21 protein-coding genes, 2 tRNA genes and 1 riboswitch are annotated in these 23,711 nt (G+C 69.4%); of the genes, 18 read left to right on the top strand and 5 right to left on the bottom strand.

Going from position 1 to position 23,711, the window contains the following annotated elements; all coding sequences use genetic code 11:
• Positions 1–10: 10 nt before the first annotated feature.
• The 5 genes from ACAM42_RS19050 to ACAM42_RS19070 all read left to right on the top strand — a co-directional run bounded on the left by ACAM42_RS19050 (position 11) and on the right by ACAM42_RS19070 (position 4,482).
• The gene (locus ACAM42_RS19050; protein WP_369629028.1) at positions 11–643 is read left to right on the top strand and encodes a phosphoadenosine phosphosulfate reductase family protein; all 633 of its coding nucleotides are present in this window, start codon (positions 11–13) and stop codon (positions 641–643) included.
• Positions 644–674: 31 nt separating this feature from the next.
• Positions 675–1,628, top strand: a complete 954-nt coding sequence (gene cysD, locus ACAM42_RS19055) for a sulfate adenylyltransferase subunit CysD (RefSeq protein WP_369629029.1) — start codon at positions 675–677, stop codon at positions 1,626–1,628.
• Positions 1,628–2,965 carry a sulfate adenylyltransferase subunit 1 gene (locus tag ACAM42_RS19060; protein WP_369629030.1) on the top strand — a complete coding sequence of 446 codons (1,338 nt, stop codon included), beginning with the start codon at positions 1,628–1,630 and terminating at the stop codon, positions 2,963–2,965. Before cysD ends, ACAM42_RS19060 begins: the two co-directional genes overlap by 1 nt.
• Before the next feature lie 43 nt (positions 2,966–3,008).
• The gene (fdxA, locus tag ACAM42_RS19065; RefSeq protein ID WP_062472491.1) at positions 3,009–3,338 is read left to right on the top strand and encodes a ferredoxin FdxA; all 330 of its coding nucleotides are present in this window, start codon (positions 3,009–3,011) and stop codon (positions 3,336–3,338) included.
• A 112-nt stretch (positions 3,339–3,450) separates the two neighbouring features.
• On the top strand, positions 3,451–4,482 hold the full coding sequence (locus tag ACAM42_RS19070; protein WP_369629031.1) for an NAD(P)/FAD-dependent oxidoreductase: 1,032 nt from the start codon (positions 3,451–3,453) through the stop codon (positions 4,480–4,482).
• On the opposite strand, the gene ACAM42_RS19075 is transcribed toward ACAM42_RS19070, so the two are convergent.
• Positions 4,469–5,770 carry an aspartate aminotransferase family protein gene (locus tag ACAM42_RS19075; protein ID WP_369629032.1) on the bottom strand — a complete coding sequence of 434 codons (1,302 nt, stop codon included), beginning with the start codon at positions 5,768–5,770 and terminating at the stop codon, positions 4,469–4,471. The two genes, ACAM42_RS19070 and ACAM42_RS19075, sit on opposite strands and share 14 nt — an antisense overlap.
• A gap of 115 nt (positions 5,771–5,885) precedes the next feature.
• Here ACAM42_RS19075 and ACAM42_RS19080 point away from each other — a divergent pair, with 115 nt between their 5' ends.
• Positions 5,886–6,626: a TetR/AcrR family transcriptional regulator gene (locus ACAM42_RS19080; protein ID WP_369629033.1), complete on the top strand. Its 741-nt coding sequence runs from the start codon at positions 5,886–5,888 to the stop codon at positions 6,624–6,626.
• Here the strand turns inward: ACAM42_RS19080 and ACAM42_RS19085 are convergent.
• Complete coding sequence (locus tag ACAM42_RS19085) at positions 6,610–7,527, bottom strand: LysR family transcriptional regulator (protein WP_369629034.1); 918 nt, start codon at positions 7,525–7,527, stop codon at positions 6,610–6,612. The two genes, ACAM42_RS19080 and ACAM42_RS19085, sit on opposite strands and share 17 nt — an antisense overlap.
• A gap of 84 nt (positions 7,528–7,611) precedes the next feature.
• On the opposite strand from ACAM42_RS19085, the gene ACAM42_RS19090 reads away from it, so the two are divergent.
• From ACAM42_RS19090 to ACAM42_RS19100, 3 genes are read left to right on the top strand one after another with little or no spacing between them, the layout of a single operon-like run.
• Positions 7,612–8,634 (top strand): Bug family tripartite tricarboxylate transporter substrate binding protein, encoded by a 1,023-nt coding sequence (locus ACAM42_RS19090; protein WP_369629035.1) that lies wholly within the window; start codon positions 7,612–7,614, stop codon positions 8,632–8,634.
• Positions 8,631–9,857 (top strand): aromatic ring-hydroxylating dioxygenase subunit alpha, encoded by a 1,227-nt coding sequence (locus ACAM42_RS19095; protein ID WP_070060879.1) that lies wholly within the window; start codon positions 8,631–8,633, stop codon positions 9,855–9,857. The genes ACAM42_RS19090 and ACAM42_RS19095 overlap by 4 nt, the downstream gene beginning before the upstream one ends.
• On the top strand, positions 9,854–10,837 hold the full coding sequence (locus tag ACAM42_RS19100) for a 2Fe-2S iron-sulfur cluster-binding protein (protein ID WP_369629036.1): 984 nt from the start codon (positions 9,854–9,856) through the stop codon (positions 10,835–10,837). Before ACAM42_RS19095 ends, ACAM42_RS19100 begins: the two co-directional genes overlap by 4 nt.
• Here ACAM42_RS19100 and ACAM42_RS19105 read toward each other — a convergent pair.
• Complete coding sequence (locus tag ACAM42_RS19105) at positions 10,811–12,748, bottom strand: adenylate/guanylate cyclase domain-containing protein (protein ID WP_369629037.1); 1,938 nt, start codon at positions 12,746–12,748, stop codon at positions 10,811–10,813. The two genes, ACAM42_RS19100 and ACAM42_RS19105, sit on opposite strands and share 27 nt — an antisense overlap.
• Before the next feature lie 113 nt (positions 12,749–12,861).
• Positions 12,862–12,967, top strand: a riboswitch (TPP riboswitch).
• Between the two features lie 77 nt (positions 12,968–13,044).
• Here ACAM42_RS19105 and ACAM42_RS19110 point away from each other — a divergent pair.
• Positions 13,045–14,385: a cytosine permease gene (locus ACAM42_RS19110; RefSeq protein ID WP_369629038.1), complete on the top strand. Its 1,341-nt coding sequence runs from the start codon at positions 13,045–13,047 to the stop codon at positions 14,383–14,385.
• On the opposite strand, the gene thiD is transcribed toward ACAM42_RS19110, so the two are convergent.
• Positions 14,330–15,178: a bifunctional hydroxymethylpyrimidine kinase/phosphomethylpyrimidine kinase gene (gene thiD / locus ACAM42_RS19115; RefSeq protein ID WP_095950172.1), complete on the bottom strand. Its 849-nt coding sequence runs from the start codon at positions 15,176–15,178 to the stop codon at positions 14,330–14,332. The genes ACAM42_RS19110 and thiD overlap by 56 nt on opposite strands.
• 35 nt (positions 15,179–15,213) lie before the next feature.
• Between thiD and ACAM42_RS19120 the strand changes: the two genes are divergently transcribed.
• The 8 genes from ACAM42_RS19120 to ACAM42_RS19155 all read left to right on the top strand — a co-directional run bounded on the left by ACAM42_RS19120 (position 15,214) and on the right by ACAM42_RS19155 (position 21,641).
• Positions 15,214–16,320 carry an FAD-dependent oxidoreductase gene (locus tag ACAM42_RS19120; RefSeq protein WP_369629039.1) on the top strand — a complete coding sequence of 369 codons (1,107 nt, stop codon included), beginning with the start codon at positions 15,214–15,216 and terminating at the stop codon, positions 16,318–16,320.
• 20 nt (positions 16,321–16,340) lie between these two features.
• On the top strand, positions 16,341–16,538 hold the full coding sequence (gene thiS / locus ACAM42_RS19125; RefSeq protein WP_062472460.1) for a sulfur carrier protein ThiS: 198 nt from the start codon (positions 16,341–16,343) through the stop codon (positions 16,536–16,538).
• 38 nt (positions 16,539–16,576) lie between these two features.
• Complete coding sequence (locus tag ACAM42_RS19130; RefSeq protein WP_307693511.1) at positions 16,577–17,386, top strand: thiazole synthase; 810 nt, start codon at positions 16,577–16,579, stop codon at positions 17,384–17,386.
• On the top strand, positions 17,383–18,342 hold the full coding sequence (gene thiE, locus ACAM42_RS19135) for a thiamine phosphate synthase (RefSeq protein WP_369629040.1): 960 nt from the start codon (positions 17,383–17,385) through the stop codon (positions 18,340–18,342). Before ACAM42_RS19130 ends, thiE begins: the two co-directional genes overlap by 4 nt.
• Entirely contained in the window at positions 18,339–20,486 is a 2,148-nt protein-coding gene (locus ACAM42_RS19140; protein WP_369629041.1) for a TonB-dependent siderophore receptor, read from the top strand. Before thiE ends, ACAM42_RS19140 begins: the two co-directional genes overlap by 4 nt.
• 115 nt (positions 20,487–20,601) lie before the next feature.
• Positions 20,602–20,677, top strand: a tRNA-Asn gene (locus tag ACAM42_RS19145).
• Between the two features lie 189 nt (positions 20,678–20,866).
• Positions 20,867–20,942, top strand: a tRNA-Asn gene (locus ACAM42_RS19150).
• Positions 20,943–21,200: 258 nt separating this feature from the next.
• On the top strand, positions 21,201–21,641 hold the full coding sequence (locus ACAM42_RS19155) for a hypothetical protein (RefSeq protein ID WP_369629042.1): 441 nt from the start codon (positions 21,201–21,203) through the stop codon (positions 21,639–21,641).
• A 45-nt stretch (positions 21,642–21,686) separates the two neighbouring features.
• Here the strand turns inward: ACAM42_RS19155 and ACAM42_RS19160 are convergent, their stop codons facing one another.
• Positions 21,687–23,591 carry a hypothetical protein gene (locus tag ACAM42_RS19160; RefSeq protein ID WP_369629043.1) on the bottom strand — a complete coding sequence of 635 codons (1,905 nt, stop codon included), beginning with the start codon at positions 23,589–23,591 and terminating at the stop codon, positions 21,687–21,689.
• Between the last annotated feature and the right edge of the window lie 120 nt (positions 23,592–23,711).

Below are 23,711 nucleotides of genomic sequence, written 5' to 3' on the forward strand. Positions count from 1 at the left end.
AGAGAGCCCCATGAGCATCGCCACCGACATCGACTTTGCACGCATCAACACCGAACTCGGCCGCAACGCCGAGGGCCTGGTGGACTGGGCCGTCGGCCTGGGCCAGCCCGCGATCATCACCACCAACTTCCGCCCCTTCGAGGCCGTGATCCTACACATGGTCACGCGCGCCAAGCGGGACGTTCCGGTGGTCTGGATGGACAACGGCTACAACACCGAGGCCACCTACCGTTTTGCCGACGAGGTGACGAAGCTCCTGGGCCTTCATCTACACATCTACCTGCCGCGCCGCTCGCGCGCGCACCGCGAAGCAGTCGAAGGTGCCACGCCGGCGCTGGACGATCCGCGCCACGAGGCCTTCACTGAAGAAGTGAAGCTGGAGCCCTTTGCCCGCGCCCTGCGCGAGACCGCGCCCAAGGTCTGGTTCACCGCGCTGCGGGCCACCGACACGGCCGTGCGCGCGCAGATGGACCCGGTCAGCGTCAACCCGGACGGCCTGATCAAGGTCGCGCCGCTGCTGCACTGGTCGTCCAAGGACCTGTACGAATACTGCGAAGCCAACGGCCTGCCCAACAACTTCGACTACGTGGACCCGACCAAGGGCGAGGACAACCGCGAATGCGGCTTGCACCTGTCGCACTGAACGATCGCTCTCCGCCTCCAGGACCCATCCGATGAACGCCCGTACCGAAGCCGACCTGCTGCAGCCGCCCATGCATTCACCCGCGAACCTGTCCAACACGCACCTCGACGCGCTGGAAGAAGAAACCATTTTCATCCTGCGCGAAGTGGCTGCCGCCTTCGAGCGCCCCACCCTGCTGTTCTCGGGCGGCAAGGACTCGCTGGTGCTGCTCAAGTGCGCTGAAAAAGCCTTCGGCGCCGGCCGCATTCCCTACCCGCTGCTGATGATCGACACGGGCCACAACTTCCCCGAAGTGACGGCCTACCGCGACCAGCGCGCGAAGGAACTGGGCGCCGAACTCATCGTGCGCAGCGTCGAAGACTCGATGAAACGCGGCACCGTGCGCCTGGCCCACCCGGGCGAATCGCGCAACGCGCACCAGTCGGTGACGCTGCTCGAGGCGATCGAAGAATTCCGCTTCGACGCGCTGATCGGCGGCGCCCGCCGCGACGAGGAAAAGGCCCGCGCCAAGGAGCGCATCTTTTCGCACCGCGACAGCTTCGGCCAGTGGCAGCCCAAGGACCAGCGTCCCGAGCTGTGGACGCTGTTCAACACGCGCCTGGCCCCCGGCGAGCACTTCCGCGTGTTCCCGATCTCCAACTGGACCGAGCTCGACGTGTGGCAATACATCGAGCGCGAGAACGTCGGCCTGCCGTCGATCTACTACACGCACAAGCGCGAAGTGGTCGAACGCCGCGGCCTGCTGGTGCCGGTGACCGAACTCACGCCGCCGCGCGACGGCGAGACCGTGCAGGTGCGCGACGTGCGCTTTCGCACCGTGGGCGACATCACGACCACCTGCCCGGTCGAGAGCCTGGCCGCAGGCGCGGGCGACGTGGTGCTGGAGACGCTGTCGGTCGACGTCAGCGAGCGCGGCGCCACGCGCATGGACGACATGACGTCCGAAGCTTCGATGGAAAAACGCAAGAAAGACGGTTACTTCTGATGAGCGCAACGATCGCAACCCCCGCCACGTCCGACGCCCACGGCGACACCGGCACCGCCCTGCGCTTCATCACCTGCGGCTCGGTCGATGACGGCAAGAGCACGCTCATCGGCCGCCTGCTGGTCGACAGCAAGACCGTGCTGCAGGACCAGCTGGCCGGCGTGCAGCGCGGCGGCGAGACCGACCTGGCCCTGCTGACCGACGGCCTCTCGGCCGAGCGCGAGCAAGGCATCACGATCGACGTGGCCTACCGCTACTTCTCGACCGCCAAGCGCAAGTTCATCATCGGCGACGCGCCGGGCCACGAGCAGTACACGCGCAACATGGTCACGGCCGTCTCGGCCGCCGACGCGGCCGTGGTGCTGGTCGATGCCACCAAGCTGGCCTGGGCCGCCGAGGTCGAAGACGGCACCGTGGTCAAGCGCGAGTTGCTGCCGCAGACGCGCCGCCACACGCTGCTCGCCAACCTGCTGCGTGTGCAGTCGATCGTGTTCGCGGTCAACAAGCTCGACGCCATCGACGATGCCGCGCTCGCCTTCGAGCGCATCTCGACCGCGCTGAACGCCTTTGCCGAAGCGGCCGGCGTGAAGGTCGCGGCCATCGTGCCGATCTCGGCCCTCAAGGGCTGGAACGTGGCCACGCGCCATGCCGACTGGGTCGGCTACGAAGGCCCGAGCCTGCTCGAGCTGCTCGAAGACCTGCCCGTGACCGCACAGGACGAAGCCGTGCCCTTCGCCTTCCCGGTGCAGTGGGTCGAGAAGTTCTCGGCCTCGGCCGACACCTCGCAGGGCCGCCGCGTGTTCTGGGGCCGCGTCGCCTCGGGCCATGTGGAGCCCGGCCAGCGCGTGACCGTGCTGCCCAGCAACCAGACCGCCACCGTGGCGCAGGTGCTGAGCCACACGCGCCAGCCCAAGACCGTGCATGCGGGCCACAGCGCCGGCATCGTGCTCGACCGCGAACTCGACGTGTCGCGCGGCGACTGGCTGCTGGCGCCCGAGGCCTTCGAGCCCGTGCGCGAGATCACCGCCACCGTGGCCTGGCTCGACGACGAGCCGCTGGTTGCGGGCCGCGTGTACTGGGCGCTGCAGGGCCACCGCTGGGTCAAGGCCAAGGTGGCGCGCATCGTCGATCGCGTGAACATCACCACCCTCGAATCCGAGCCGGCGACCCAGCTGGAGGCCAATTCCATCGGCGATGTGGTGCTCGCGCTGCAGCAGCCGCTGGCCGTCCTGCCCTTCGCCCAATCGCGTGCGCTGGGGTCGCTGGTGCTGGTCGATACGGCCTCTCATCGCACCTCCGCCGCCGTGCTCGTGCAGCCGCCCGCCGCAAAGGCCTAAAATCTAGGGTTTTCCAGCCCCTTCTCCTGACGCTAAAAGACAAATGACCCACGTCGTCTCCGAAGCCTGCATCCGTTGCAAATACACCGACTGCGTGGACGTTTGCCCCGTCGACTGTTTCCGCGAAGGTCCCAACATGCTGGTGATCGACCCGGATGAATGCATCGACTGCGCCGTCTGCATCCCCGAATGCCCGGTCAATGCGATCTACGCCGAGGAAGACCTGCCGGCCGACCAGATCGCCTTCATCAAGCTGAACGCCGAGCTGGCCCTGGCCGACGGCTGGAAGAGCATCACCAAGCGCAAGCCTGCCCTGCCCGAAGCTGAAGAGTGGAAGGACAAGACCGGCAAGATCTCGGAGCTGGTGAGGTAAGCCCTCCCCCATGCTGCGCGCACTTCGTGTCGCTTCGCACACCCCCTCGCCGGGGGCAATACCAGCGGCCCGGCAAAGCCGGTTCCGCGGTATTCCTGGAAAAAACGGGTAAATGACAGCGCCCCCCATCGAGACTGATGCCCTGATCATCGGCGCCGGTCCGGTCGGCCTGTTCCAGGCCTTCCAGCTGGGCCTGCTCGAGATTTCCTGCCACATCGTCGATGCGCTGCCCGCCGCGGGCGGCCAGTGCGTGGCGCTGTATGGCCACAAGCCGATCTACGACATTCCCGGCACCCCGGTCACCAGCGGGCGCGATCTGGCGCAGTCGCTGCTGCAGCAGGTGGCGCCGTTCAACCCGCAATTCCACTTCGGCGAGCAGGTTTCTACCCTGGCCCGCCAGGCCGACGACCGGCTCTTGCTGACCACCTCGGCCGGCACCGCCTTCCTCGCGAAGACGGTGTTCATCGCGGCCGGCGTCGGCGCCTTCGTGCCCAAGCGCATCACCGTCGACGGCATCGCCCAATTCGAAGGCTCGACGCTGTTCTATCACCCCGATTCGCTCGACCGCTTCGCCGGCCAGACGGTCGTGGTGAACGGTGGCGACGACATCGCCCTCGAAACGGCCATCGCCCTCACGGCCCTGGCCAGGCAGGTGACGCTGGTCCACCGTCGCGACGGCTTCCAGGCCGACGAGGCGAACGTGGCCGCCATGCGCGCCCTCGTGGCCGGCGGCAAGCTGGCCTTCCGGGTCGGCCAGCCGAGCACCTTCGACGGCAAGCAACTGCAGATCACCACGCCCGACGCCACCACCGTCGACCTGCCGCTCGATGCGCTGATCGCCTGCCTGGGCATTTCGCCGCGCCTGGGCCCCATCGCCGACTGGGGCCTCGAGCTGGAACGCAAGCAGGTGCCGGTCGACACCGAGAAGTACGAAACCCGCGAGCCCGGCGTGTTCGCGGTGGGCGACATCAACACCTACCCGGGCAAGAAGAAGCTCATCGTCTGCGGCTTCCACGAGGCCACGCTGGCGGCCTGGGGCGCGGCCGCGCGGGTGTTCCCCGGCAAGGCGATCCCGCTGCAGTACACGACCACCAGCACGCGGCTGCACGAGTTGCTGGGCGTGGCGGGCACTACCCCGCGCTGAGCAGCAGCGGCCGGTAGGCGTCGATGAAGCTGCCCACGGCGGCGACGTAGCGGTCGATATCCTGCGCCGACAACGGCAGCGAGAGCACGACGAATCCACGCGGCGAGGTGTAGACCCCCTCACTCAGCAGGTGGAAGAACAGCAGCTGCCGCAAGCGCCCATCCACCGCCGCCAGGTCGGCCACGCGCCGCACCTCGCCCCGCAGGAAATGCGCATTCATGAGCGAGCCCAGGCCGGTGAACTGCATCGCGACACCTTCGCGTTCGCACAGCGCATTGAGCCGTGACCGCATCGCCTCGCCGCGCTCGGCCAATGCTGCTGCCGCCTCGGGCGTGAACAGCTGCGTGAGGCCTGCATAGCCGGCCGCCATCGTCATCACGTTGTTGTTGAAGGTGCCCGAGTGCGCAAGCGCCCCGGTGCGCGGGTCGAACTGCGCCATCACGTCAGAGCGCCCACCGAAGGCGCCAAACGACATGCCGCCGCCGATGTACTTGCCCAGCGTCGTGAGGTCGGAGCGAATGCCCAGCCCGTTCGCCAGCCCGTGCGGCCCGAGCCGCGACGTCATCACCTCGTCGAAGACCAGCAGCGCGCCGACCCGCGTGCCCCCGTCGCGCAGTGTCTGCAGGAACTCGCGCCCGCCCGGAATGCAGCCGCTCGCGCCCTGCATCGGCTCGACCAGGATGGCGGCGATGTCCGCGCCGTGCGCGTCGATCTGCGCGCGCGCCGTGTCCGCGTCGTTGTAGGGCAGCACGACGAAGTCGAAGGGCACGGTCGTCGGTGACGGCTGGTCGCCGAAGCCGAGCACGCCGCCGTGGTACCCGCCCGAGAACACGACGATCTTGCGCCGCCCCGTGAAGCGCAGCGCGGCCGTGAGCGCCATCAGGTTCGCCTCGGTGCCCGAGTTGGTGAAGCGCAGTTGCTCGACCTGCGGGAAGCGCTCGCAGATCATCTGCGCGAGCCGGCCTTCGAGCAGGTTGTGGCCCGTGAGGTTGATGCCGCCCTGCATCGCCTCGATGACCGCCTCGCGGATCTCGGGCGCCGAGTGGCCGTAGACACCAGCCGTGTACTCGGCGATGAGGTCGGTGTAGCGGTGGCCGTCCGCGTCCCAGAGCGACGCACCCTCGCCCTTGGCGATGGTGAGCGGGAACGGCGCATAGAACAGCACCGAGCGGCTGTTGGCGCCGGGCATGTAGCGCGTCTGTGCCTCGAAGCGGCGCAGGCTTTCCGGGTTGCCGTCGGTGAAGCGTTGATGGGCCTGGGCCAGGGCCTGGTCGATGGCGGTCGTCATGGGAGACATCCTTTGAGAGTGGAACGTGCCGGGAGCGCCTGGCCCGTTTAATTGATCAATGCTCAATTAATAATATTAATACAATCAATTCACCCGCTGCACAATGGCCGCATCCATGAAGAAAAAAGCCCCCGAGCCTCGCCCCAGGACGGCCGGCCGCCCCGCCGGCGGTGCGGCGCTGTCGAAGCAGCGCATCGCCGAAGCCGCACTGGCGCACATCGACGCCTACGGCCTTGGCGCCTTCAGCATGCGCGAGATCGCGGCGCAGCTCGGCGTGTACCCGGCCACGGTGCACTGGCATGTCAGCACGCGCGAGGCCCTGCTCGCCGAAGTCGCCGCCACGGTCATGGCGCAGGTCACGCCGCCCAAGGGCACGCTCGCCTGGCAGGACTGGATCGCCGAGCTGTTCCACCGCTGCCGCGCCGCGGTGCGGCAGCACCCCAATGTGGCGCAGCTGCTCGGGGCGCAACTGGTATCCAACGGCAGCCTGCCGACCGAACTGGTCGAAGGCGTCCTGGCGGCACTGACCGAGGCCGGCTTCGACGGCGAGCCGCTGCGCGAGGCCTACAACTGCGTGATCGCCGCGATGCTGGGCTTCCTGACGATGGAGTTCTCGCCCCTGCCTGCCGACAACACGCAGGCCTGGGCCGAAGAGCTGCGCGAGCGCGTCCACACGATCCGCCCGCTCGACCATCCCGTGCTTTCGCGCCACCTGCCGCAGCTGGCCAACAAGGCCTTCATCCTGCGCTGGGACAACGGCACCACCGTGCCGCTCGACAGCAGCTTCGAGCGGCACATCCAGATCACGATCGACGGGTTGGAAGCGTTCGCGCGCAGGCTCAAGCCGGCGCAGTGAGCGCGATGCGCAGCAGCGCGTCCTTCAGCCACAGCACGCCCGCATCCGAGTTCGAGCGGCGGTTCCAGCAGACGACCGAACGGTAGCCCGGCAGCTCGAAGGGCAGCGGGTGCACCGCGAGCCGGTCGCGAAAGCGCTCGGCCACGCGCAGCGGCAGCACGGCGACATGGTCGGTCTGCGCCAGCAGGTCGACGATCTGGCCGAAGCTGGTCATCGCCACCCGCATGCTCCGCGTGCGCCCCTGCCGCGCCAGCACCTGGTCGATGAGGTCGTCGAGCGCCGAGCTGCCGTAGCCGAGGAACACATGCGGCGCTTCGCAGAACGCATCGAGCGTGGCCGCCTCGCTCAGCGTCGGATGGCCGCGCCGTACCGCGACCACGTAGCGGTCTTCGTACAGCAGCGCCGATTCGCAATCGCTCGGCGGCTGCAGGCGCGGCAGCACGGCCACGTCGAAGTCGCCCTTGCGCAGGCGCTCGGTGAGCGTGAGGAAAGAGCTGGTCTCCCAGTGAAGGCGGATGCGCGAGCCGCAGGCCACGAGTTCGTTGGCGAGCGTCGGCAGCAGCAGGTGGCTGGCGTAGTCGCTGCCCGAGATGCGGAAGATGCGCTGCGACGACGCCGGCTCGAAGCCCTCGCCGGGCTCCAGCATCGCCGACAGGTCGGCCAGCACGCGCTCGACCTGGCCGGCCAGCGCATGGGCGCGCGCGGTGGGCTCCACGCCGTGGGCCGTGCGCGTGAACAGCGGATCGCCAAAGGTGTCGCGCAGCCGGTTGAGCGAAGCGCTCACCGCCGGCTGGCTCAGGAAGAGCCTGGTGGCCGCGCGCGACACGCTGCGTTCGCGCATCAGGGCATCGAAGGTCCGCAGCATGCCAACGTCCAGGCTGCGGATATCACGTTGGGCCATATCTCATATTCAAAGCTTCGAATTGCCCGCGGGGCAGGCTGTCCGTATCGTCCAGCACACAAGTACAACACGACTGGAGACACGATGAATCGGTTCAGACCCTCGCCGCCCGAGGCGAACAAAACGTGCACTGCGCGCCGCCATGCACTCGGTGTGCTCGGTGCCGGCATCGCGGCCCTCGCCGCCGGCCCCGCCTTCGCACAGCCCGCGCCCTTTCCCAACCGCGTGGTGCGCATCGTGCCCTTCGGCTCGCCCGGCGGACCGATGGACGCCATCGCCCGCGTCTATGCCGAGAAGCTCAAGGCGCGCTGGAACCAGCCGGTGATCGTCGAGGCCCGTCCCGGCGCCAGCGGCACCATCGCGGCCGACGCCGTCGCCAAGGCCGCGCCCGACGGCTACACCGTGCTGCTCACGCTGCCGCTCACGCACATCAACAACGTGGTGCTGCAGCCCAAGCTGCCCTACGACCCGGTGAAAGACTTCGAGCCGCTGTCGCAGCTGGCCACAGGCGGCCCGATGCTGGTCGCCCGCGCCTCGGCGCCCTTCTCCACCGTGCGCGAGTTCGTGGCCTACGCCAAGGCGCACCCCGGCGTTTCGTACGGCACCTGGGGCAACGGCTCCAACGCGCACCTGTTCGGCGAACTGCTGGCACGCCAGAACGGCATCGACCTGGTGCATGTGCCTTACAAGGCCGAAGCCGCCGCGCACAACGACATGTTCGGCGAGGCACTGGGCGTGGCCTGGGCCAACCCCGCGACCGCACGCGGCCTCGCACAGGCCGGGCGCATCAAGGTGCTGGGCATCACCGGCCGCCAGCGCGTGCGCTCGATGCCCAACGTGCCGACCTTCACCGAACAGGGCTTTGCAGGCTTCGACCTCGACAGCTGGATCGGTGTGTACGCGCCCGCCCGCACGCCGCAGCCCGTGCTCGACGAATGGTCGCTCGCGCTGCGCGAAATCACGAAGCTGCCCGACATCCAGGAGCGGCTGGCCGGCTACGGCTTCGAGCCGCTGGGCAGCACGCCCGCCGAATTCCGTGCCGGCTACAAGGCCGACTTTCCCCGCGTGGCGGACCTGATCAAGGCCGCAGGAGTCACCCCCGAATGAGCGCCGTCGCCCCCCCTTCCGCCACGTCCGAGTGGCAACCCATCGCCTTCGACACCGGCACCGCCTACGGCCGCAAGGCGCCGAGCCACAAACCCGAGCTGACCGAGGTCGGCGCCGGCACGCCCATGGGCGAGCTGCTGCGCCGCTACTGGCACCCCATCGGCCTGGCCGCCGACGCCACCGACACGCCGCGCCAGGTGCGCGTGCTGGGCGAAGACCTGATCCTGTTCCGCGACAAGAAAGGTCGCGCGGGCCTTGTGCACTGGCGCTGCGCGCACCGCGGAGCGTCGCTCTACTACGGGCGCGTGGAAGAAGAAGGCATCCGCTGCTGCTACCACGGCTGGATGTTCGACGTGCAGGGCCATTGCGTCGACCAGCCCTGCGAACCCGACGGCGGTGCGCGCAGTCGCGGCCGCGTGCGCCAGCCCTGGTACCCGGTGCAGGAGCAGTACGGCCTGGTCTGGGCCTACCTCGGCCCGGCCGAGAAGAAGCCCGTGCTGCCACGCTACGACTGCCTCGAAACCATGGACGACGGCGAGACCCTGGAAGCCGACGGCAACAGCATCGGCGGCGGCGGGCCGCAGGTCATTCCCTGCAACTGGCTGCAGCACTACGAGAACGTGGCCGACCCCTTCCACGTGCCCGTGCTGCACGGCAGCTTCAGCGGCACGCAGTTCGTGGCGCTGATGGGTCAGATGCCCGACGTGAGCTTCGAGAGCACCGAGACCGGCGTGACGATCACTTCGATCCGCACGCTCGAGGACGGCAGCACCTTCCGCCGCGTGGCCGGCCCCGTGCTGCCGACGCTGCGCGTGGTGCCCAACCCGCGCGTGGCCGCCTACGGGCGCGTCGAGTCGATCGGCTGGGTACTGCCGATCGACGACCACAGCTTTCGCATCTACACCGTCGGCCGGGTGAAAACCCCGGGCGATCTCGCCCGCGTGCGCTCGCGCCTGAACGGCAAGCTGTGGGAAGAGCTGAGCGAGGCCGAGCACCGCGCCTTTCCCGGCGACTACGAGGCGCAGGTGAGCCAGGGCGCCATCACCGCGCATTCGGAAGAGCACCTGGCCTCGTCCGACCGCGGCATCGTGATGCTGCGCCGGCTGCTGCAACGCCAGCTCGACGCGCTGCGCGAAGGCCGCGACCCGGCCGGCGTGAGCTTCGACCCCGCGGCCCCGCCCGTGCAGTTCGAGGCCGGCAACTTCCTCGTGCCCAAGGAATGAATGGCGTGTCGGGCGGCGCAGGCATCGCGGTGCGGGTGGCGCGCAAGACGGTCGAGGCCGAGGGCGTGGCCGGCTTCAGGCTGGTCCCCGTCGACGGCGAGCGCTTGCCGGCCTTCACGGCGGGCGCGCACATCGACGTCGCATTGCCCGGCGGGCTGGTGCGCCAGTATTCGCTGTGCAACGCATCGGCCCCTGGCGACGAGGGGCACTACGAGATTGGCGTGTTGTGCGACGCCGCCTCGCGCGGCGGCTCGCGGGCCATGCATGACATCGTCCATGAAGGCTCGGTGTTGCAGATCGGCCCGCCACGCAACCTCTTTGCGCTCGACGAAAGCGCAACGCACAGCCTGCTGCTGGCCGGCGGCATCGGCGTGACGCCGCTGCTGTCGATGGCGCAGCGGCTGGCCGCACTGGGGGCCGACTTCGCGCTGCACTGCTGCAGCCGCTCGGCGGCGCGCGCGCCCTACCGGCGGCGGCTCGAAGACAGCGCGTTCGCGCACAAGGTGTTCTTTCACCACGACGACGGCCCGCCCACGCAGCACATCGACCTCGCGGCGACCCTCGGCAGTCCGGCGCCGGGCCGGCACGTCTATGTCTGCGGCCCCTCGGGCTTTCTCGAGGCCGTGCGCATGACCGCGCGCGCCCTGCATTGGGCGGACGCGCAGGTGCACTTCGAGTCGTTCTCGGGCGCCGCACCGCCAGCCGATGGACAGGGCAGCTTCGAGGTCGAACTGCACCGCTCGCGCCGCGTTGTCCGCATCCCCGCGACGATGACCGTGCTGGACGCGCTCGCCGCCGAGGGCATCGAGATCCCGGTCTCGTGTGCGCAAGGCGTCTGCGGCACCTGCCTCACGCGTGTGCTCGCGGGCGAGGTCGCTCACCACGACCTCTACCTGACACCCGCCGAGCAGGCGGCCAACGACTGCTTCCTGCCCTGCTGCTCGCGGGCCCGCTCACCGAGGCTGGTGCTCGACCTCTAGGAGTTCGTAGAGCACCATCCGCGTCTGCCGCCCCCGCAGCTCGATCTGCTCCTCGATGCGCCGCGTGGCCAGGCGCCCGCCCAGGCCTTCGAAGGTCGCCTCGGACATCAGCGTGCGCGTGCCCAGTTGCTTGTTGGTGCCCTCGATGCGGCTGGCCGCGTTGATCACGTCGCCCAGCGCGGTGTACGACAGCCGGTCGCTCGAGCCGAGCACCCCGGCGATCACGACGCCGGTATGCATGCCGATGCGCGTGCGAAAGGGCTGCAGGCCCTCGGCCTGCCAGCGGCGGTTGAGCTCGGTCATCTCGGCGTGCAGTTCGAGCGAGGCCGCGCAGGCGCGGTACTCCGCGTCGGGCAGGTCGGTGGGCGCGCCCCACAGCACCATGATGCCGTCGCCCATGAACTTGTCGATCACGCCGCCGTGGCGCGCGAACACGCGGGTCGCGAGGTTGAAGTAGTCGGTCAGCTGCCGCATCAGCACGTCGGCCGGCATCGATTCCGCGATGGCCGTGAACCCTTCCACGTCGGTGAACATCGCGGTGATGCGACGCGGCGACCCGTTGGGCTCGAGTGCATGCCCTTCGGCGATGAGCTGGCGGATCACGTCCACCGGCACGAACTTGCGAAAGGCCTGCAGGCTGCGCGCGGATTCGTCCAGCGCCTGGTTCAGGTGCTGGATCTCGAGCACGCGGCTCGACTCGCGCGGCAGGTCGTCGAGCTCCAGCCGCCCGATGCGCCGCGCCGTGCGCGAGAGACTTTCGATGGGCGCGGTCACCAGCTTCGACAGGCGCAGCGAAATGAAGAGCGCGATCGCCAGGAATGCCAGCACCAGCAGCAGCGACCACAGCACGTTGCGATGCAGCGCACCCATCAGCGCCTCTTCGGGCTCCCAGCTGACCAGGTGCCAGTCGGTGGCCGCAATGCGCGAGGTCTGCACCTGATAGTGCATGCCCTCGTGCACGAGCGGAAAGGCCATGTCCTCGGTCCAGCCGCGGCTGCCGTTGGCCAGCATGTGGGCGTGCAGCGCGCCGAGCACGCCGTCGTCGGGGTCTTCGAGCTTGCGCACCGAATGCGGGTGGTCGCTGCGCGCGATCACGTGGTGGTCGGCGCTCAGCAAGGCACTGTGGCCGTGGCCCGTACCACCGAACAGGCGCACGAGGTTCGAAAGATGCCCCAGCGACACGCTGGCGACCGCCACCAACGTCTGCGTGGCGCCCTCCTCGTCCTGCCGCCGGCTCGGCCGCGCATGGCTCACGCCGAGCTCCTTCATCGAGGGCAGCACGAAGGGCGCGGTCCACACGGCGCGCCGCGCCTTCTCGGCCTGCGTGAACCAGTCCTGGTGCACCGGGTCGTCCTCGCTGCGGAAGGCCTCGATGCGCGTCGTCTCGTAGCGCCGCCGCGGGTCTTCGTCGCCGTCGCTGTCGGGCGGCGACTTGTACTCCCAGGTCTCGGTGGTGGTGCGACCTTCGCGCAGCACCTGCCGCACCACCGGCGCGGGGTGGCGCATGGCCATCAAGAAATGGCCGTCGTCGCTGCCCACGCCGATGCTGTCGATTTCGGGTGTCTGCTCCAGCGCGGCCCAGAGCAGCTCGGCGGTCTGCTCGCCGTCGTGGCCCGCCGGGTGCAGGTCGGGCGTGTGGGCGATGGCGCGCACCAGGCCCTCGGTCTTCGCGAGAAAGGCGAGGATGTTGTCTTCGACCCGGTCGTGGTTGACCTTGTGCGCCGACTCGCCCACCTTCGACACCAGCTTCTCCGCCCCCCAGTAGCCGAAGGCCACCAGCAGCAGCGACTGCAGCAGCGCGACCGCGCAGATGATCGTGCCGACGTCGACCCGGAAGCGCCGCAGGCGGGTGCGCGGCGCGTTCGCGGGTGGCGCCGGTGCTGGTCCCGGGTGCTTGAAATCGTCTGCCATGTGTCGTGGTTCCCCCGGGGCATGTGAAACCGCCCTCGCGACGCGGATTTTCGTGCGTCTGCGACGTTCTGCCGCGCGGGGATAAAATCCGCCCCGCGCCGCAGTTCGCTGGGGCGCATCGCTAGGGGTGTCGAGCCGGATTGTTCCGGGGCTGACTGAGAGAGTCCCTTTGAACCTGACTGAGGTAATCCTCGCGCAGGGAAGCTGCTCCGGTGGCCTGTCGCGTTGTCTCGCGTGACGGCCACGCCACTGGAGCCTCGCCCACCTGCCAAACCTTTTGCACTGGAGCAAAACGGATGGCACACGACCACGACAACGACAGTTCCGCTTCCGGCAACGAAGCGCTCACGCCCCTGCCCGCCTCCCGGCGCGTCTTCGGCTGGCACGACCACGCCTCGCTGTGGTTCAGCCTCGGCGTCGGCCTGCTGGTGATGCAGATCGGCGCCTACCTGGTGCCGGCCGTGGGCACGCGCGACGCGGCGCTGGCGATCGTGCTGGGCTCGCTGCTCGGCGCCGGGCTGCTGGCCTGGACCGCGCGGCTGGGCTGCGAAACCGGGCTGGCCAGCGCCGGCCTGATGCATGCCACCTACGGCAGCGCCTTCGCGCGGCTGCCGGTGCTGCTCAACATCGTGCAGCTGGTGGGCTGGACCACCTTCGAACTCGTGATCATGCGCGAGGGCACGCAGGCCATCGGGCAACAGGCCTTCGGCCCCGCGCTGGGCACGGCCTGGGGCGGCGTGCTGACCACACTGCTGTGGGGCGCGGTGCTGCTGGCGCTGCTGGCCGGCTCGATGGTGAAGCTGGTGCGCCGCTTCGTGAGCCGCTTCGGCCTGCCGCTGGTGGTGCTGTCGCTGCTGTGGCTCAGCTGGCAGTTCGCCACGCAGCTGCACGCCAAGGGCCTGGACGCCTTCTGGGCGCGGCCGGGCAACGGCAGCATGGGCATGCTCAGCGCGCTCGACCTGGTCATTGCGATGCCGGTGTCGTGGCTGCCGCTGGTGGCCGACTACGCGCGCCACGGCAAACGCAGCGCCGGGGGCGGCCTGGGCAGCGCGTTCAGCGGCACCTGGATCGGCTACGCGCTCGCCAACATCTGGTGCTACGCGCTGGGCGTGATGGTGGTGAGCGTGGCCGAGCCGGGCACCAGCCTCGTCACGGCGCTGCTGCTGGCCCAGGGCGGACTGGTGGCGCTGGGCCTGATCCTCATCGACGAACTCGACAACGCCTATGGCGACGTGTACTCGGGCTCGGTGTCCACGCACAGCCTGCTGCCGCGCTGGAGCGTGAAGCGCTGGGGCCTGCTGCTGGCGGTGCTGTGCATCGGCCTCGCGCTGGTGCTGCCAATGCACACGCTCGAACCCTTCCTGCTGCTGCTGAGCTCGGTGTTCGTGCCGCTGTACGGCGTGATCCTGGGGCGGCTGGGCAGCGGCCACGCCGTGTCGGCAAGCGGCACGCGCACCATCGACTGGGGCGCGGCGCTGATCTGGCTCGCGGGCATCGCGGCCTACCACGCGCTCGCCAAGTGGGCGCCGCAGTTCGGCTCGGCGTTGCCGACGCTGGCGGCGACCTTCGTGCTGGCCTGGCTCAGCCGGCCGACAGCGGCAAGCGGTGGGTCGGCACTGGCGCAAAGCCGTGGTTGAGCGGACCGTGGCCCGCACCGACCAGCACATCCGCACCGGCGCGCATCGCGCCGAGGATGTACGCGCGTGCGCGCTCGACCGCCTCGGGCAGCGCCAGGCCCAGCGCCAGGTGCGCGGCGATGGCCGACGAGAGCGTGCAGCCGGTGCCGTGCAGGTTGCGGCTGGCGATGCGTTGCGACGCGAGCCGCTTGCGCGCGCCGCTGCGCTCCAGCAGCACATCGACCACTTCGTCGCCCGGCAGATGGCCGCCCTTGAGGAGCACGGCCTTCGCGCCGAGCGCGAGCAGTTCGTCGGCCGCGCCGTCGAGCGCGTCGATGCCGCCGATGGCATGGCCGACCAGCAAGGCGGCTTCGTCGAGGTTGGGCGTGACCACCACGGCGCGCGGGAACAGCTCGCGCACCAGCACCTGCACGGTCTCGGCCGCGATCAGGCGGTCGCCGCTGGTGGCGATCATCACGGGGTCGAGCACCACGTTCTTCAGCTGGTAGCGGTCGATGGCCCAGGCCACCACCTCGACCACCTCGGGCGCGTGCAGCATGCCGAGCTTGACGGCATCGACGCCGATGTCTTCCACCACCGCCTGGATCTGCGCCTTCAGGAAGTCGGGCGGCACGCCGTGGATGCCCGAGACGCCCACCGTGTTCTGCGCGGTGAGCGCGGTGATGGCCGTCATGCCGTAGCAGCCGAGGGCCGCGAAGGTCTTGAGGTCGGCCTGGATGCCGGCGCCGCCGCCGCTGTCCGAGCCGGCGATGGAGAGCACGCGTGCGTAGCGCTGGGTGGGTGCTTGGGTCATGTCGAAAATTATCGGCGAGCCGACGGAGGCGCCGCATGAGCACGCCGCATCCCCCGCCTTTCGGCTCGGCGGCGATCCTCGGCGCGGGCCTGATGGGCCGGCTGCTCGCGGTCGAGCTGGCACGCGCCGGCTGCCGCATCGACCTGTACGAAGCCGGCAGCCCCGAGGCCGAAGGCGCGGCCGCGCGCGTGGCTGCGGCCATGCTCGCGCCGCTGGCCGAATCGGCCGTCGCGCCGGTGTCGGTCGTGCGCATGGGCCAGCACGCGCTGTCGCGCTGGCCCGAGCTGCTGGCGCCGCTGGCGCAGCCCGTGTTCTTCCAGCGCGAAGGCACGCTGGTGCTGTGGCACCGCCAGGACGCCGCCGAGGCCACGCGACTCGCGGGCGTGCTGGCGCGCACCGGCGCGCAGGTGCCCGAGCTCGCACCGATGCAGGCGCTCGACACCCCCGCCGCCATCGCCGCGCTCGAACCCTCGCTGGGCACGCGCTTCGCCCGCGGCCTGTACCTGCCGGGCGAAGGCCAGCTCGACAACCGCGCGCTGCTGGCGTCGCTGCGCGCCACGCTGGAAGCCGATGCGCGCGTGACGCTGCATTGGCAATCGCCGCGTGCGCCTTCCGACTTTTCGCCCGGCACGGCGGGCCAGCCTGACTGGGTGATCGACTGCCGAGGCCTGGGCGCCAAGCCGCAATGGAACGCGCTGCGCGGCGTGCGCGGCGAAGTGATCCGCGTGCACGCGCCCGAGGTCACGCTGCAGCGCCCCACGCGCCTCGTGCATCCGCGCTACCCGCTGTACATCGCGCCCAAGCCAGATCACCTGTTCGTGATCGGCGCGACCGAGATCGAGTCGGACGACCTGTCGCCCGCCAGCGTGCGTTCCACGCTCGAGCTGCTGAGCGCGGCTTACGCGGTGCACAGCGGTTTTGCCGAAGCGCGCATCGTCGAGATCGCGACGCAATGCCGGCCCACGCTGCCCGACAACCTTCCCGCCATTCGCCAGCCGCAGCCGCGCGTGCTGCAGATCAACGGCCTGTACCGCCACGGTTTCATGATCGCGCCGGCCCTGCTCGACGCCGCGATGGAACTGCTGGCGCATGGCCGGTCCACGCTCGCACACAGCTTCGGCATGGACGTGCCCGACGCATGACGAGAACAACGACTTCGACGATGAACATCCTGATCAACGACAAGCCCTGCACGCTGCCCGAGGGCGCGCTGCTCGCCGACGCGCTGGCCGTGCTGCAGGCCGTGCCACCTTTCGCGGTGGCGGTGAACCGCGAGTTCGTGCCGCGTTCGGCCTATGCCACGCACCCGCTGCACGCCGACGACCGCGTCGAGGTGATCCGCCCGGTGACCGGCGGCTGAACAGCGCCACCAGAGACAAGACGATGGAGACGACAACCATGACGAACCCCGACCCCCTGGTCCTCTACGGCCAGACCTTCCACAGCCGCCTGCTGCTGGGCACCGCGCGCTACCCCTCGCCCGACGTGCTCGAAGCCGCTGTGCAGCGCGCCCAACCCGCGATGCTGACCGCCTCGCTGCGCCGCCAGACCGCCAGCCAGGGCTCCGGCAACAGCGACCTCGGCAACGGCTTCTGGGAGCTGCTGCGCAAGCTGGCCGTGCCGGTGCTGCCCAACACCGCCGGCTGCCACAGCGTGCAGGAAGTGATCGCCACCGCGCAGATGGCGCGCGAGCTGTTCGACACGCCGTGGATCAAGCTCGAACTCATCGGCGACGACTACACGCTGCAGCCCGACACGCTGAACCTCGTCGATGCGGCGTCGCAGCTGATTCGCGACGGCTTCCATGTGCTGCCGTACTGCACCGAAGACCTCGTGCTGTGCCAGCGCCTCGTCGATGTCGGCTGCCAGGCCGTGATGCCCTGGGCCGCGCCCATCGGCACCGGACGCGGGCCGGTCAACCCGTATGCGCTGCGCCTGTTGCGCGAGCGGTTGCAGGTGCCGATGCTGGTCGACGCGGGCCTCGGCCTGCCCTCGCATGCATGCCAGGTGATGGAGTGGGGCTACGACGGCGTGCTGCTCAACACCGCCGTCGCACTCGCGCAGGAACCGGTCGCGATGGCCGGTGCCTTTGCTGACGCGGTGCAGGCCGGCCGCGCCGCCTACCGCGCCGGCGCGATGGCCGCACAGGACGCCGCGCAGCCCAGCACGCCCGTGCTCGGCACGCCCTTCTGGCACCACGCACCATGAACACCATCGACACCTCCAACGCCCGCGCCGTGGCACAAGCCATCGTTGCGGTCCACGGCTTGCGCTTCGGCGCCGCCACGTCCGCGCCCGTGAGCGGTTCGCCGCGCTTTACGTCTGACGACGCCATCTACCGCGGCGCGAAGCAGGCCTGCACCGCACTCGGCTTCATCGAGATCGATGCCGAATGCCTCGCCCATGCGTGGCGCGCGCAGACCGAACGGCTCAGCCAGTTCGACGCGTCGGCATGGCCCGATGCGCCGGTCGATTTCGGCATGGGCCCGTTTCCGCCCACCGCGCGCGCCGACGCCTTTCCACCCTGCCCCGAACGGCTCGGCCTCTACGCCGTGCTGCCCGATGCGGCGTGGGTCGGCCGCATGGCGCGCGCCGGCGTGCCGACGGTGCAGCTGCGCTTCAAGTCGGACGACGCCGAGGCCGTCGCGCGCGAAGTGCAGGCCGCCGTCGACGCGGTGCGCGGCACCGAGGCGCTGCTCTTCATCAACGACCACTGGCAGGTCGCCATCGCAGCCGGCGCCTACGGCATCCACCTCGGGCAGGAAGACCTCGACGCGCTGTCGCCCGACGAGCTTCAACAGCTGCGCGCCTCGGGCCTGCGGCTGGGCGTGAGCACCCATGGCTACGCCGAGATGGTGCGCGCCGATGCGGTGAGCCCGAGCTACATCGCGATGGGCGCCATCTACCCGACCACGCTCAAGAGGATGGCGACCGCACCGCAGGGCGTGGCGAGGCTCGCGGCCTATGCGCGGCTGCTGCGCGGCTACCCGCAGGTGGGCATCGGCGGCGTCGATGCCGTGCGGTTGCCCGAGGTGCTCGCCACCGGCGTCGGCTCGGTCGCCGTGGTGCGCGCGCTGGTGGCCGCCGACGATCCCGAGGCCACGGCCGCGCAATGGATGACGGCGATGCACGCCGCCCCCGGTTCCCCTGAACGCACAGAATGAACGCTCGACTTTTCTCGCACTCCCCGCTCTCGCGCGCGCTTGCCGCCGCCCTTCTCACTTTCGGTGCTTGCGGCGCGCATGCGCAATCGCAACCACAGTCGCAGGCACTGCCCGAAGTCACCGTCAACGACGGCGCCGCCGCGCCTCAGGCCGAGATCAGCGGCTTCGGCGACGTGCCGCTGCGCGAGCTGCCGCTGTCGGCCACGATCATCGACAGCCAGCAGCTGCGCAGCAGCGGCGCACGCCGCCTCGCCGACCTGACGCAGTTCGACGCCTCGGTCACCGACGCCTACAACTCCGCCGGCTACTGGGACTACCTCACGGTGCGCGGCTTCGTGCTCGACAACCGCTTCAACTACCGGCGCGAAGGCCTGCCGATCAGCGCCGAGACGGCGATCCCGCTGGACAACAAGGAGCGCATCGAGATCCTGCGCGGCACCAGCGGCATCCAGGCCGGCACCAGCGCGCCGGGCGGGCTCGTCAACTACGTGGTCAAGCGCCCGACCGAGCAGGAGCTGCGCACCATCCGCCTCGAAACCACGAGCCGCGGCAGCGTGCTCAGCGCGCTCGACCTCGGCGGGCGCTTCGGCGAGAACCGCCAGTTCGGCTACCGGCTCAACGTGGCCGGCGAAAAGCTCAAACCGCTCACGCACAACCTCGACGGCAGCCGCCGTCTCTTCTCGCTCGCGGCCGACTGGCGCATCACGCGCGACTCGGTGCTCGAGTTCGAGGTGGAGCAAAGCCACAAGCAGCAGCCGAGCCAGAACGGCTACAGCCTGCTGGGCAACACGCTGCCCCGACCGGTCGATCCGCGCATCAACCTCAACAACCAGCCGTGGTCGCAGCCCTCGGTGTTCAAGGCGCTGACCGGCACGGTGCGCTTCAGCCAGGCGCTGAATGCCGACTGGCGCTGGAGCGCGCAGATCGGCCAGCAGCGCCTGAAGACCGACGACCGGCTGGCCTACGCCTTCGGTTGCGGCGCCGAAGGCAACTACGACCGCTACTGTTCCGACGGCACCTTCGACGTGTACGACTTCCGCAGCGAGAACGAGCGTCGCACGCAGACCGCGGGCAGCCTGAACCTCAAGGGCAACGTGATGACAGGCAGCGTGCGGCACGAGCTGGGCTTCGGCCTGCTGCAAAGCCGCGTGCGCAACCGCTTCCAGGACCAGGCCTACAACTACGTCGGCACCGGCAACATCTGGGCCACCGCGATGACGCCGGCCGACCCGCGCCTGACCGACGCCAACACCAACCGCAACGAGCGCTCGACCGAGCTGTCGGTGCAGGACGCAATCCGCTGGAACGACCGCTTCACGACCTGGATCGGCGCGCGGCACACGCGGCTGTCACGCGACAGCATCCGCACCGACGGCTCGCGCCCCACCGGCTACAGCGACAGCATCACCACGCCGTGGATCGCGGCCAGCTACGCGATCCAGCCCGGGCTGCTCGCCTATGCGAGCTGGGGCAAGGGCGTCGAGTCGCAGGTCGTGCCCAACAAGAGCTCGCAGTACGCGAACGCGGGCGAGGCGCTGCCTGCGCTGCAGTCGCGCCAGTGGGAACTGGGCCTCAAGGGTGGCGACGCGGCGTTCAACTGGCAGGTCGCGTGGTTCGACATCTCGCGCCCGATGACCAACCTCGACCTGTGCGGCGCGTCCTGCACGGTACGCAACGACGGCCGCGCGGTGCATCGCGGCCTCGAAGCCGGCGCACAATGGGCCGGCGGCCCGTGGCGCCTGGGCGGCAGCCTCGCGCTGATCGACGCCAAGCGGCGCGGCAGCACGACCGCGCCCGAACTCAACGGACAGGCGCCCACCAACGTGCCCAAGCAGGTGCTGCGCGCACAGGCCGGCTACCGCTTCGCGTCGGTGCCGGGCCTTGAACTCGCGGGACAGCTGTCGTACGAAGGCCGCCGCAACGTGCTGCCCGACGGCTCGATCCGGCTGCCGTCGTGGACGCGCCTGGATGCGGTGCTGCGCTACGACACCAAGCTGGCCGGCATGGCCACGAGCTGGACGCTGGCCGTCGACAACCTGTTCGATCGCCGCTACTGGAAGGAATCGCCCTACCAGTTCAGCCACGTCTACCTGTTCCCGGGCGCGCCGCGCACGCTGCGCCTGGGCGTGAGCATCGCTATGTGACGACATGAGCGGGGCGCTTCGTCTTCGTCATCGCGGCTTCGTTGCCACGAATTCGTTGCGCGGGCGCCGCGTTGTTTTGGAAGCCCCAAAAATCACGCTATAATCTAAGGCTTGTTCCTCGATAGCTCAGTTGGTAGAGCGCCGGACTGTTAATCCGTAGGTCCCTGGTTCGAGCCCAGGTCGAGGAGCCATCACAAAGCCGCAAGGCCTCTGGAAGGCCCGCTACTCACAAGGTAGCGGGCCTTTTCATTTGTGAGACGACCGTCGAACGAAGACGTGTGCCAAGCGATGGAAAGAAATCGCCCCACGCACTTCGATTGGCAAAAATTGAGGGTCGCCGTTCAGAACGGCGATTCCATTGAATATAATTGAAGGCTTGTTCCTCGATAGCTCAGTTGGTAGAGCGCCGGACTGTTAATCCGTAGGTCCCTGGTTCGAGCCCAGGTCGAGGAGCCACCATTTGCTGAAGGCCCGTTACTCACAAGGTAACGGGCCTTTTCGCTTTGCGGCCCCTTTTGCTTTGGCGCCACATATCGGCCGCCGCCTGCCCGCTCGCGGGCCTGTCCGACACGCGGGTCCCGCCCTGCGTGCAAAACTCCCTCTTTGTTAATGACTTGTGCTGCCCTGCCCCGGGCAAACCCGTGCACGCGACGCGCCGCTCAGACGTTGTTTGGGTTCAGTCATTCACAAATAACAACCATCAAGGGCATCACGATGAAACTCACAAGAATTCTTCTGGCCACCGCCGTGGCCGCCGCCACCTTGCCCGCCGTGGCGCAGGTGTCCGTCAACATCAACGTGCCCGGCCTGATCCAGGTCGCGCCGCCCGCACCGCGCTACGAGCCCGCGCCCCGGCCGCGCAGCGGCCAGGTCTGGGTGCCCGGCCATTGGCAGTGGAACGACCGCGCCTACGCATGGCGCCCCGGCTACTACGTGGCGGCCCGCCCCGACTACGCCTACGCCCCGGGCGGCTGGGTGCGCGCCGACGGCGGCTGGCGCTGGCGCGAAGGCGACTGGCGCCGCGCCGAGCGTCGTGAAGAACGCCGCGAAGACCGCCACCACCGTCGCCATGACCACGACCGCTACGACCATGACGACGATCACCGCGGCGGCGGCCACTGCCCGCCCGGCCAGGCGAAGAAGGGACGCTGCTGATAGCAGCAGCAGGAGTAGCTTGCGCGCCTGCTGACGCGCAAGTCGTCAGTTCACCGTCACCCTGAATCGCACGCTGCCCGTGCCGCCGGGCGCGAGTTGCCCGGTGAACTTCCAGTCCAGTGAACCCGTTCCGCCCGGCGCCTGCGCGGCCGCGCACGCCACGACCGGCGCAGGCAATGCATTGGCCGGCGTGCGCTTCGTGCATGCGGTCAGCGTCGCCGGGGTCGCGCCTTCCTGCGAGGCGACGAAGCTGGTGTAGACCGGCGTGACGTCGCTCACCGTCAGGCCGCTGATCGGCGTTGCGCCGTTGTTCGTGTAGGTGATGCGGTACTCGAGCGTCTCGCCCGACTTGGCTTCGTTGTTGAGCCCGAAGTCGCCGTTCTTCGTCAGGTTGCGCACTTCCTTCTTGAGCTCCAGCGCCGTGCTCGACACGGTCGTGGTGTCGAGCACGAGGTAGCTCGCGCTCAACGCGGGCGATGCGTTCGTGAACACGAAGCTCGCCTGCACCGAGCGCTTGTCGTTGTAGCCGGCGAGCGCGCCGGCCGGAATGAACTCCTGCACCACCACGCACAGGTTCTGCCCTGTGGTCACAGGCCTGGGCACCGCCGGCGGATAGAGCACCGTAGCGCCGGCCTGCAAGGCACCGGTGCAGCCCGGGTCTTCGTAGATTTTTGCGCTCCAGCCGTCGATCGCCGGCGTGGCCACCGCGCCGGCCACGCCGAAGCTCACCGTCCCGCCGGTCTGCGCCACGAAGGTGTGCGCGTGACTCACGCTGCTGCCGGGCGAGCCGGTGCGGGCGCTGTCGGCGCCGAAGCGGTTGAGGGCCACGTCGCCGAAGTTCAGCTCGCCGGCCCGGGCCTCGTTCCATGCAAAGGCGATGTGGTCCGGCGCCCCCGCGGCGGTGCGCGTGTAGGTGTAGGTCCGCCCGCCCACGGCCACGCCCGTGCCGGAAGACAGCGGCGTGGCGCCGACCGAGGCCCCGGTGGACAGATGGCCCGCCGGCGTCATCTCCTCGACGCACAGCGGATCGCCATCGGACGGCGACGACGGCTGCGACGGCACCTCCAGGCGGTAGTGGCCCGAGCCGTCGGTCACCGCCGTGGACCACACGCCCGCCGCACAGTTGGTGAGCCGCATCTGCACACCCACGAGCCCCGCTTCGCCGCCGTTGGCCACGCCGTCGTTCGGCACGCCCGCGCCGCTGCCGTTGTCGCTGAAGACGCGGCCGGTGACGGCATGCGCATCGCTGTTGACGAAGGTGCATTCAAGGTCCGCACCGGCCACCATCCACTCGGCAGGAATCTTCAGCACATTGCCGGCCAGCACCACCGGCGGCGCCGACGCGGCCGCTGCGGCCGGGCTCGAACCCGACACCCCGCGAATGGGCGACGGCGCGATGACGTCCTTCAGGTCGCGGCAGCTGGCGCTCACCGGGTTCACGGGCCAGCCGGCAGGCGACGTTTCGGTGATGGTGACCGGCACGCCCACCTTGCCGGTGATCGTCTGCGCACCGATACCCCGGCCCGGCGCGCTGACCGTGATGGTGTCGCGGGCCACGCTCAGGCCCGACAGCGCAAAGTCGAAGCGATGGGTGCCGGAACCGCCGATCACTTCCTTGGCGATGCGAAGTTTCGGGTTCCCCAGGAGGACCGCGACCGGCCCCGTCGAGTCATCGCAGAGCGCTTCGTTCGGCAAGGTGGTGCAAAGTGGATCCCCACCACCGCTCAGGTTGATGGAGTTCGTACCACCCAGCGGCCCGACGGCCGTGGCGTCGACCTGTACAGGAATCTCGACAACGAGGCTACCGGGCATGACACCCGCAGCCACGCTGCAGCGGACGACCACGGAGCCGGCGGGGGAACAACCGCTCAGGACACCCGTGGTGTTGCCCGCGACCAGCACGGGCGGTCCAGCCAGTGTGATGCCCTTGGGCAAGACGTCCTCGAGCACGAGCGGCGCTGTGGTCGGAGCAAAATCCACAACGACGTCGACCCGGTAGAACTGCCCCCGCGCCCCGACAATCAATGGGTGGGGCATCGAATACTTGAATCCCCGGATGCGCGGCCCAGC

Origin of the sequence: Variovorax sp. V35 (genome assembly GCF_041154465.1) — a bacterium.
GTDB classification, from domain to species: domain Bacteria; phylum Pseudomonadota; class Gammaproteobacteria; order Burkholderiales; family Burkholderiaceae_C; genus Variovorax; species Variovorax boronicumulans.

Bases quoted from the DNA above. Each gene is read 5' to 3' on its own strand.
- ACAM42_RS19085 (WP_369629034.1), bottom strand. From the start codon at position 7,527: ATGGCCCAACGTGATATCCGCAGCCTGGACGTTGGCATGCTGCGGACC.
- ACAM42_RS19090 (WP_369629035.1), top strand. From the start codon at position 7,612: ATGAATCGGTTCAGACCCTCGCCGCCCGAGGCGAACAAAACGTGCACT.
- ACAM42_RS19110 (WP_369629038.1), top strand. From the start codon at position 13,045: ATGGCACACGACCACGACAACGACAGTTCCGCTTCCGGCAACGAAGCG.
- fdxA (WP_062472491.1), top strand. From the start codon at position 3,009: ATGACCCACGTCGTCTCCGAAGCCTGCATCCGTTGCAAATACACCGAC.
- ACAM42_RS19080 (WP_369629033.1), top strand. From the start codon at position 5,886: ATGAAGAAAAAAGCCCCCGAGCCTCGCCCCAGGACGGCCGGCCGCCCC.
- ACAM42_RS19050 (WP_369629028.1), top strand. From the start codon at position 11: ATGAGCATCGCCACCGACATCGACTTTGCACGCATCAACACCGAACTC.
- thiD (WP_095950172.1), bottom strand. From the start codon at position 15,178: ATGACCCAAGCACCCACCCAGCGCTACGCACGCGTGCTCTCCATCGCC.
- thiE (WP_369629040.1), top strand. From the start codon at position 17,383: ATGAACACCATCGACACCTCCAACGCCCGCGCCGTGGCACAAGCCATC.
- ACAM42_RS19060 (WP_369629030.1), top strand. From the start codon at position 1,628: ATGAGCGCAACGATCGCAACCCCCGCCACGTCCGACGCCCACGGCGAC.
- ACAM42_RS19100 (WP_369629036.1), top strand. From the start codon at position 9,854: ATGAATGGCGTGTCGGGCGGCGCAGGCATCGCGGTGCGGGTGGCGCGC.
- cysD (WP_369629029.1), top strand. From the start codon at position 675: ATGAACGCCCGTACCGAAGCCGACCTGCTGCAGCCGCCCATGCATTCA.
- ACAM42_RS19095 (WP_070060879.1), top strand. From the start codon at position 8,631: ATGAGCGCCGTCGCCCCCCCTTCCGCCACGTCCGAGTGGCAACCCATC.
- ACAM42_RS19130 (WP_307693511.1), top strand. From the start codon at position 16,577: ATGACGAACCCCGACCCCCTGGTCCTCTACGGCCAGACCTTCCACAGC.
- ACAM42_RS19120 (WP_369629039.1), top strand. From the start codon at position 15,214: ATGAGCACGCCGCATCCCCCGCCTTTCGGCTCGGCGGCGATCCTCGGC.
- ACAM42_RS19070 (WP_369629031.1), top strand. From the start codon at position 3,451: ATGACAGCGCCCCCCATCGAGACTGATGCCCTGATCATCGGCGCCGGT.
- ACAM42_RS19140 (WP_369629041.1), top strand. From the start codon at position 18,339: ATGAACGCTCGACTTTTCTCGCACTCCCCGCTCTCGCGCGCGCTTGCC.
- ACAM42_RS19105 (WP_369629037.1), bottom strand. From the start codon at position 12,748: ATGGCAGACGATTTCAAGCACCCGGGACCAGCACCGGCGCCACCCGCG.
- thiS (WP_062472460.1), top strand. From the start codon at position 16,341: ATGAACATCCTGATCAACGACAAGCCCTGCACGCTGCCCGAGGGCGCG.
- ACAM42_RS19155 (WP_369629042.1), top strand. From the start codon at position 21,201: ATGAAACTCACAAGAATTCTTCTGGCCACCGCCGTGGCCGCCGCCACC.
- ACAM42_RS19075 (WP_369629032.1), bottom strand. From the start codon at position 5,770: ATGACGACCGCCATCGACCAGGCCCTGGCCCAGGCCCATCAACGCTTC.